Source organism: Mucilaginibacter sp. (assembly GCF_036383575.1).
GTDB lineage: Bacteria > Bacteroidota > Bacteroidia > Sphingobacteriales > Sphingobacteriaceae > Mucilaginibacter.
Map to the genome: position 1 here is coordinate 1 of NZ_DASVOB010000412.1, position 4,457 is coordinate 4,457.

The following is a 4,457-nucleotide window of genomic DNA, read 5'->3' on the forward strand; positions in this document are numbered from 1 at the left end:
ATATCGGGTTATAAAAAACGACCGCCTCAACAGAAGCGGTCGTTTTTGTTATGTATAAATCTCAATAAATATTAATGGTGATGACCATTATTGTGTACACGGTGTTCAACCACACGGGTACGTTTAACCACTCTTGTATGCGGCCTTGAGTTATGGTTTACCACCCTGGTGCGGTTAACTACGTGTGTACGGTTCACTACCCGGGTATGATAATGATCACGAACGATAACGTTCCGGGTGCCGCGGTAGCGTGAATAAGTATCACGGTCATGCGCAAAATAAGTGTATGGCCTTGGGCGGTTTACAGCTACCTTGTAACCGGTGGCAATGTTGTAACTTCTATAACGAGGGGGTAAAGCAGCCCTTCTAACCCATGTGCCGCCATCTAAATAAACATATTGATGGGTTGGCACATAGTAGTAACTCTCTACATCGGGCAGGTAATAATAGTTAACACCTGCATATTCGGCGGGCGGGTTCCATAAACCAACGTTTACATTTACGCTTACCTGTGCATTTGCTTTTGTAACCGAAGCTGCAAGCACAAAACATCCCGCAAGCATTCCTAAAATTAATTTTTTCATGGTGTCTGTCTAAGTATCCGGCAATATTCAATTACTGTGCCTTTTATAAATAGACGGCATTAATTACCGAAAGTTTAATGGGATGATGGCGGGCATATTTGAATTGGATATTTTCAGGGCCTGATCGGCAATCAACAGCCGTCAATCTCTATAACCCCTACCTTGCTACTATATAATTGCACTTTTAGCGTTGTTTTAAAAGCAAAATGGTGCTTTTACTGTATTAATCTTTATATATTTGACTTTTATACATCAGTAAAATCATAGCTGAATTTTTATTTTTATGACAGTTCTCGCAGACGGGGTAGCCGAAAAGTATGAGTTGGTAATAGGCCTCGAAGTACACGCACAGCTATCTACATCAAGTAAGGTATTCTCGGCAGATTCGGCTGCCTTTGGTGCCGAACCTAACCGCCATGTTAGTGCGGTATCGCTGGGGCATCCCGGCACCTTGCCCTTTATTAATAAAAAGGCGGTTGAATATGCCGTTAAAATGGGCTTGGCCTGTAATTGCACTATCAACCTTAATAATAGCTTCGCCCGTAAAAATTATTTTTATGCCGATTTGCCTAAAGGTTACCAGATCAGCCAGGATCACGCGCCTATCTGTCTTAAAGGTCACGTACCTGTAAAGCTTGCCGATGGCACTGAAAAGAATATCGCCCTGCACCATATCCACATGGAAGAGGATGCCGGAAAAAGCATGCACGACCAGCACCATGCCGATTCACTGATCGACTTGAACCGTGCCGGTGTGCCACTGGTTGAGATCGTATCTGAACCGGATATGCGCAGTGCAGAAGAGGCTGGTCAGTTCCTGACAGAAACGCGTAAGCTGCTTCGCTACCTTGATATTTGCGATGGCAATATGGAAGAAGGCAGTATGCGTTGCGACGCCAATATCTCGGTAAGGCTTAAAGGCGCAACCGCCTATGGAAACCGCTGTGAGGTGAAAAACCTTAACTCCATCCGTAACGTGCAGCGTGCTATTGAGCATGAGTTTGTTCGCCAGGTAAATATTATTGAGGCCGGAGGCCATATCGACCAAAATACACTAAACTTTAATGCCGATACAGGCGAAACATCGGTTCTCCGCTCGAAAGAAATGGCCAATGATTACCGCTATTTCCCGGAGCCGGATCTGCCGCCGTTGAAGCTTAGTAACGAGTATGTAGAGAACATCCGCAAAAGCCTGCCTGCTTTACCTGCACAGTTATATCATAAATATATAGAGCAATTAGGTTTAACGGCCTATGATGCTTCGGTAATTACTGCCGATAGGGATACCGCTGTCTATTTTGAGTCGCTGATAAAACATACGGATCATTATAAAGCTGCTGCCAACTGGCTGATGGGCGCGGTACGTTCGTACCTGAATGATCATAACCAAACCATTGGTAACTTTGCTGTTACGCCGCAAAACCTTGCCGCCCTCATCAAACTAATTGACACCGGGGTGATAAATAATTCTGTAGCTTCGCACAAGTTATTCCCTGCTATGGTCAGGGAGCCGGGTAAAAAACCGGAGGATCTGGCCAAAGAACTTAACCTGCTGATCAGTGCTGATGGTGATGATGTAACCCGTTTTATAAAGGATGCCATTGCCAAATTCCCTGATAAGGTTAAGGAATACCAAAAGGGGAAAAAGGGCGTTTTAGGCCTGTTTATGGGCGAGATCATGAAAAGCTCCAAAGGCAAGATCGACCCACAGAAAACTAACCAGCTATTGATAAAGGAATTAGAAGCTAAATAAATGAAAGTTAAAAATATGGCTGTCGGCGCGCTGTTATTGCTTAGCGCAGGCATGTACTCTTGTAAAAATAAATCGCAGTTCAGCGTTTCAGGAACTATTAAAAATCCGGGTAATCTTAAGGCTGTTTATTTGATCGAGGCTGACAGCTCGGGCTTAAAAGTTGTCGACTCTACTTCATTGGGCGAGGGCGGCAAGTTTGAGTTCAAGCATGTGGCGCTTTATCCAAACCTGTTTAAACTTCGTGTAGGCAATACCGGTCCGCAGGGAAGCGAAATGCAGGGCGAGAACCTTTTTGATTTCATTGCTAAAAATGGCGACGATATCGAGTTTGAAACAGACAATAACAATAAAAACCACGAGTACACCATTAAGGGCTCAGATGATTCGGATAAAATAAAAGAGTTTAACCGTATCAGCAATATTTATGGTGATAAAAACGCCAAGCTTTTTGCAGAGTACCAGGAAAAATCGCATGGCGAACGTAATGATTCGTTGCTAAAAATATACATGCCTATATTTTTGAAAAACGTGAGCGAAAGCGGAGAGGCCGTTTTGAAATTTGTGAATGATAACAAAAAATCACTTGCAGGTTTTTATGCAGCTACCACACTTGATCCTACCAAATACGAAGGGCAGCTGATCAAATTTGCCGATGACATCCGGGGTGATTTTAAAGATAACCCTACTGTACAAAAGTTCATTAAACAAATGGACAAGGTTAAGCCGATATCAATTGGTCATAAAGCCCCTGAGTTTACTGTTAAGGGTATTGACGGGAAGCCGATTAAACTATCTGATTACAAAGGCAAATATGTGATGATCGATTTCTGGGCTTCATGGTGCCAGCCTTGTCGCCAGGAAAACCCTAACGTGGTGAAACAATACAATACTTTTAAAGGCAAAGGCTTTAATATTTTAGGTGTATCGTTAGATAAGGGGCAAGGGGAGTGGCAAAAAGCTGTTAACGACGATAAACTTACCTGGGCGCATGGTTCTGATTTAAATGGCTTTGAAGGCCCTACAGAGGCTCTTTATCATATTGAGGCTATTCCGTCAAATTTTATCATTGATCCTCAGGGAAATATAGTTGCCAAGAATATTACGGGCGCCGATCTTGAAGCTTTTTTAAATAAAACATTTAAATAGCCTCAACTTACGGTTAATATTAGGTAACGTTTAACAATTTGTTAATATTGGCTTAACCATTAGCTGTTGTAAAGCGTATACTTTTATACAAAAAAATTAACGCAACATGAGCAGCACCGCAAAACAGAAAATACTTATTGTTGATGATGAACCGGATATTTTAGAACTGATTGAGTATAACCTCAAAAAGGAGGGTTACCAGGTGTTTTTAGCGCGTAATGGCCAGGAAGCTGTTGCCGAAGCAAAGAAAGCCCTGCCCGATCTGATTGTACTGGATATCATGATGCCTAAGATGGATGGGATAGAAGCATGTCGCATTATGCGTACCATGCCCGAGTTTAAGAACACTTTTATGGTATTTTTGACAGCCCGCAGCGAAGAGTATTCAGAAATTGCCGGTTTTAACGTAGGTGCCGATGATTACATTGCAAAACCTATAAAGCCCCGCGCACTGGTTAGCCGCATAAACGCTATCCTACGCCGTAACGCCCCATCAGAAGATGTAGTTGATAATAAACTGGAAATAGGCGACCTGGTTATTGACCGCGAAGCTTACCTGGTTTACCAAAAAGGTGTTAAAGTAGTTTTAGCCAAAAAGGAATTTGAACTGCTGTACCTGCTGGCTTCAAAACCAGGCAAGGTTTACACCCGCGAGGTGATCCTTAAAAACATCTGGGAAGATTCGGTAGTAGTTACCAACCGTACCATTGATGTACACATCCGTAAACTACGCGAAAAATTGGGCGACGATTGCGTTGCTACTGTAAAAGGAGTAGGTTATAAGTTTGAAGCTTAACCCTCCGGTCGGTCCGCCAGCTGGCGGAGAGTTTTAAATGAGTCGTCCTAAAATAGGTTGACAGAAATTAATGCTTTAAAGATAGTCCTTGTTGGTCGATACCAGCAAGGATTTTTTGTTGATGTACAAATTGAGGTGTTTGATAATTTAAAGCCAAATGAGGTCTTCGACAGTTATA

The 4,457-nt window shown here is 42.7% G+C and carries 4 protein-coding genes; 3 read left to right on the top strand and 1 reads right to left on the bottom strand.

Annotated features, from left to right (window positions below; all coding sequences use genetic code 11):
* Positions 1 to 71: 71 nt before the first annotated feature.
* Positions 72 to 584: a hypothetical protein gene (locus VF500_RS14415; protein WP_330860333.1), complete on the bottom strand. Its 513-nt coding sequence runs from the start codon at positions 582 to 584 to the stop codon at positions 72 to 74.
* A 283-nt stretch (positions 585 to 867) separates the two neighbouring features.
* Here VF500_RS14415 and gatB point away from each other — a divergent pair, with 283 nt between their 5' ends.
* From gatB to VF500_RS14430, 3 genes are all read left to right on the top strand, one after another.
* Positions 868 to 2,337 (top strand): Asp-tRNA(Asn)/Glu-tRNA(Gln) amidotransferase subunit GatB, encoded by a 1,470-nt coding sequence (gatB, locus tag VF500_RS14420; protein ID WP_330860334.1) that lies wholly within the window; start codon positions 868 to 870, stop codon positions 2,335 to 2,337.
* Positions 2,338 to 3,483 carry a TlpA disulfide reductase family protein gene (locus tag VF500_RS14425; protein ID WP_330860335.1) on the top strand — a complete coding sequence of 382 codons (1,146 nt, stop codon included), beginning with the start codon at positions 2,338 to 2,340 and terminating at the stop codon, positions 3,481 to 3,483.
* A 106-nt stretch (positions 3,484 to 3,589) separates the two neighbouring features.
* The gene (locus VF500_RS14430; protein ID WP_330860336.1) at positions 3,590 to 4,279 is read left to right on the top strand and encodes a response regulator transcription factor; all 690 of its coding nucleotides are present in this window, start codon (positions 3,590 to 3,592) and stop codon (positions 4,277 to 4,279) included.
* Positions 4,280 to 4,457 lie beyond the last annotated feature (178 nt).

Excerpts from the sequence above, each read along its gene's own strand:
- VF500_RS14415 (WP_330860333.1), bottom strand. The coding sequence starts at position 584 with ATGAAAAAATTAATTTTAGGAATGCTTGCGGGATGTTTTGTGCTTGCA.
- gatB (WP_330860334.1), top strand. The coding sequence starts at position 868 with ATGACAGTTCTCGCAGACGGGGTAGCCGAAAAGTATGAGTTGGTAATA.
- VF500_RS14425 (WP_330860335.1), top strand. The coding sequence starts at position 2,338 with ATGAAAGTTAAAAATATGGCTGTCGGCGCGCTGTTATTGCTTAGCGCA.
- VF500_RS14430 (WP_330860336.1), top strand. The coding sequence starts at position 3,590 with ATGAGCAGCACCGCAAAACAGAAAATACTTATTGTTGATGATGAACCG.